We start from the raw sequence: 3,887 nt of genomic DNA on the forward strand, positions 1-3,887 counted from the left end.
ATACTATAGAGGAGGCAACAGAAGCCTATAATAATGACAGTATTGCAGGATATATAGGACAGGAACTTGGTAAAAATAATGGGTATTGGTCAAAGGATATAGATTTGACTTCATATAAGGATAAATACATAGTGTTTGCATTTAATATAATTAGTGAACACGGAACAGTATCTGAAAAAGGATTTAAAAAGATAACAAATGCACCAGGCAATCCGGACGAATCAATAGTAGTACCAACAACTAAGGAAAATGTGACAACTACAAAACCTGCAGGTAATACTACATGGTCAAAAGTAATAGGCAATGATTCATTGGAGTATAGCGTAACAGCCGGTGAAACAAAATTGGTATTGATAAAGTACGAGGCAGGAAAGGTTTATGTAGGATTAAATCTTGCAGCAAAGTTTTCATCAGTGACATGGGATGACAAAAATATGACACCGGAGGCTGGAGCCTTTGTAAATATATCTGATGCTGACCTGTCAAGTGGCAGATACCACACACTAAAGGTGGTGGATTATTATAACAAAGAAAGCGTTACGATATTGTTTAAAAATACAAATATATCGGAGGAAACAACAACTGTAAATGAAACTAAAGTAAATCAGGAGACAACTGCAGAATTAGAAGGCTTAATAAAAATAGAGGGAGTTTGTATAAATACCAAAATTGGTGGAATGAAAATAGTGGCAAAAGTAACTGACAGTATTAATAATAAAAAAGTAACTAAGTTTGGTTTGATTTATGGTCTGTTAAAATATAATGGGAAAAAAACAGGAATAACATCTGACCATTTGAAAATTGGAATGGAGGGTCAGTTTGTAAGGAGTTATAATACAACACAAAAGGGCATTTGGAAAAAAACAGATAATACAACTACGTATGTAGAAACTATGACGTATGGTGCAAATAGCAAAGAGGCATATACTGCAGAGTATAAAGCAAGAGCCTATGCTGTGTTAGAAGACGGAGAAACAGTGTACAGTAATGCAATAGATTACTCAGTGTATGAAATAGCAGAACAGTTGTACAATAATTGTATGATGCCAACAATAGATGGACATAAATATTTATATAACACCATATTAACCAAGGTGACACCTGAATATACAGAGAAAATATATAAATAATAAAAAGCCGGTTATGTAAAAAAATATAATGCATGACCGGTTTGAACACATAAATATCTTGCATAGAATCATACTGATGGAGGGCACGCCATGGAAAATTTAATAGAATATTATTGCAGTCTAAACGTAAAGAAATTCTCAAAAATGCTGGATAATACCACGCAGTGTTACAAGTTTTTCTGGTTAGATTCCATAATGCAGCTAGTAGCAAGAGGAGAGGAAACACCAACATTTCTTGAAATTTTTGCAGGCATGATAGCGGATGCATGGTATGCAGTTAGTGAATATCACTTAAGACTTGGCCCTAAAAACAAGGACGGAAGCAGTTCAGATATTTTAGAACGGGCTGTCAACAAGTTGGGACAGACTGTGGATATCAAAAATGATGAGGCTAGAGATATCATAATTGAAAAGACAAAATCCAACAGACAGTGTGTTAAAAAAGAGATGATGGATTTGGCAAAAAACGTGCCATATCGTATATTGTCACCCTTCATTGAAGAAATTAAGGGAAATGATACTTTGTGGAATAATAAGAAACACCTGATAACATATTTCGATATGGTGGATAAAAAAGAATGTCTACCATATAAAATAGAAGAGGGTACAGGATTGAACAAAAAAATCATAATAAATAACTCTTGGAGAAACTTTTTCATTGATAATATGGTAACAATTCGTGGCTGGATTAAGATGAAAAAATTAAAATATCTTCAGGACAGAAATCCTGGTGTGCCTGGCATTATATATAAGTTGGAGCCTGAAAAGGATAAAAAACGCAGGCTTGAAAAAGCCCGAAAGCTTTGGGATTGTGTAATGGAAATAAATGGCGGTGAGTTTAGTGATATTTATTCTAACGCTCCCCTTAATGGCGAATACGATATTGACCACTTTATCCCCTGGTCTTACGTGGCAAATGACGAGCTTTGGAATTTGGTTCCTGTCAAGGGAAATCTTAATTCTGCCAAAAACAACAGACTTCCCCAATGGGAAAACTACTACGGGGGCTTTGCTTACCGGCAATATCTGTTAAATAGAACAGTTCATAGTAATGAATATGCAGGGCGGCTTTTTAACGATTGTAAAAGATATAATCTTAATTCAATATGGCCTTTAGACGAATTGTACATAGAAGGGATTGAACCGGATAATTTTAGCCAGGTTCTTTATAAAAGACTACATCCCATTTATGAATCAGCATTAACTCAGGGATACAGCGTGTGGGAAAATAAAATCAGTTAATGGGAGGAAGGCATAATGTTTGACACGGGAAATGGATAAAATATTATCCATAAAGGAGAAGGACAACTTGATGCAAAATTATATATGGGAAACCCCTGAAGAAATTAATTTGAAAATTGCAGACAGACTTAAGAATATAAGGAAAAGGCGTCGTATTTCCCAAAAAAAACTTTCTGAAATCAGTGGAGTAAGCTATGGCTCCATAAAACGTTTTGAAACCACAGGGCAGATTTCACTGCTAAGTTTAACAAGAATAGCAACGGCATTGGATGTGGTTAATGAATTAAGGGAAATATTTTCACAGGTTCCATACAAAAACATTCAGGAGGTAATTAATGAAAACAAGTGAAATAATAAATGTATTTTATAATGAACGTCCTGTTGGAACCTTAGCACTTGGCGGCTTAGCCCGGCATATGATTTGACCTATAGCAATACCTACTATGGAGAGCATACTACAACGGTGGCAGGAAATGGCAGAAATCCGGGAATAAAGGAATTAACAGAAGTAGGTGTTAATGCCGGTTTGAAAAAACAATATTGTGAAGAGGTAGCGGGGGAAATAAGAGGTTTAGTGGAAGACATGTTAAATAATTATATATAAAGAGGAGAAGATTATATGCATGACAATATCAAAAAAAAAATCAACATTGCCGCAAAAAGACAGCCGGCAGACCTGGTAATAAAAAACTGCAAAATAGTTAATGTGTTTACCCACGAAATTATTGAAGGAGACATTGCCATTTCAGACGGAAAAATAGCGGCAGTGGGAAATTACAGTGGAGAAAAAGAAGTGGATGCAGAAGGCAGATATGCACTGCCGGGATTTATTAACAGTCATATTCACATTGAATCATCCTTTGTTTCTCCGGAAGAGTTCAGCCGTTTGGTAGTACCTCACGGAACTACTACCATTATTGCTGACCCTCACGAAATAGTGAATGTATGTGGTATGGACGGCTTTGATTATATGGTAAAGGCAGGGGAAAATGCAGCCCTTAATATTAAATACATGCTTCCATCCTGCGTGCCATGTACACCATGGGAACATGCAGGAACAGTTGTGGATTCAAAGGCTATTAGTGAAGTTATTAATCAGGATAAAGTATTTGGCATGGGAGAGTTTATGAACACTGTGGGAGTAATAAACACAGATTCAGAAGTCATTGAAAAAATCAGTCTTTGTCATCAGGCAGGAAAGCTGATAGACGGTCACTCTCCGGGGCTTAAAGGGGATGATTTGTCTGCATATGTTACGGCAGGAATACATACAGACCACGAAAGCGGTTCCTTGGAGGAACTTAAGGAGAGACTTAGAAATGGAATGTACGTTATGCTGCGTTATGGTTCTGCCTGTAGAGAGCTTCCTATGTTGCTTAAAGGGGTAAATGAACAAAATTCCAGACGTTGCATTCTTTGTGCCGACGATTTACAGCCAGTGACAATTTTTGAAAAGGGAGATATGGACGAAAAACTTCGTATATGCGTTGAAAATGGAATTGACCCTATTACAGC

At 36.4% G+C, this 3,887-nt stretch carries 5 protein-coding genes; all 5 read left to right on the forward strand.

What is annotated here, in order from left to right:
* Window positions 1-1,130, forward strand: a 1,130-nt coding sequence (locus tag Q5O73_RS10280; RefSeq protein WP_302669635.1) for a hypothetical protein, incomplete at its 5' end; no start/stop codon positions are given.
* 90 nt (window positions 1,131-1,220) lie between these two features.
* Window positions 1,221-2,372, forward strand: coding sequence for an HNH endonuclease domain-containing protein (locus Q5O73_RS10285; RefSeq protein ID WP_302628722.1), 1,152 nt, complete (start codon window positions 1,221-1,223; stop codon window positions 2,370-2,372).
* 31 nt (window positions 2,373-2,403) lie between these two features.
* Window positions 2,404-2,721, forward strand: a complete 318-nt coding sequence (locus Q5O73_RS10290) for a helix-turn-helix domain-containing protein (RefSeq protein WP_366459934.1) — start codon at window positions 2,404-2,406, stop codon at window positions 2,719-2,721.
* Window positions 2,722-2,793: 72 nt separating this feature from the next.
* The gene (locus tag Q5O73_RS10295; protein ID WP_368076766.1) at window positions 2,794-2,976 is read left to right on the forward strand and encodes a hypothetical protein; all 183 of its coding nucleotides are present in this window, start codon (window positions 2,794-2,796) and stop codon (window positions 2,974-2,976) included.
* Window positions 2,977-2,991: 15 nt separating this feature from the next.
* Window positions 2,992-3,887, forward strand: an 896-nt coding sequence (locus Q5O73_RS10300) for an amidohydrolase family protein (RefSeq protein WP_302669636.1), incomplete at its 3' end; no start/stop codon positions are given.

This window comes from Eubacterium sp. AF15-50, assembly GCF_934835595.1.
GTDB lineage: Bacteria > Bacillota > Clostridia > Lachnospirales > Lachnospiraceae > Eubacterium_G > Eubacterium_G segne.

Bases quoted from the DNA above. Each gene is read 5' to 3' on its own strand.
- Q5O73_RS10290 (WP_366459934.1), top strand. From the start codon at position 2,404: ATGGATAAAATATTATCCATAAAGGAGAAGGACAACTTGATGCAAAAT.
- Q5O73_RS10285 (WP_302628722.1), top strand. From the start codon at position 1,221: ATGGAAAATTTAATAGAATATTATTGCAGTCTAAACGTAAAGAAATTC.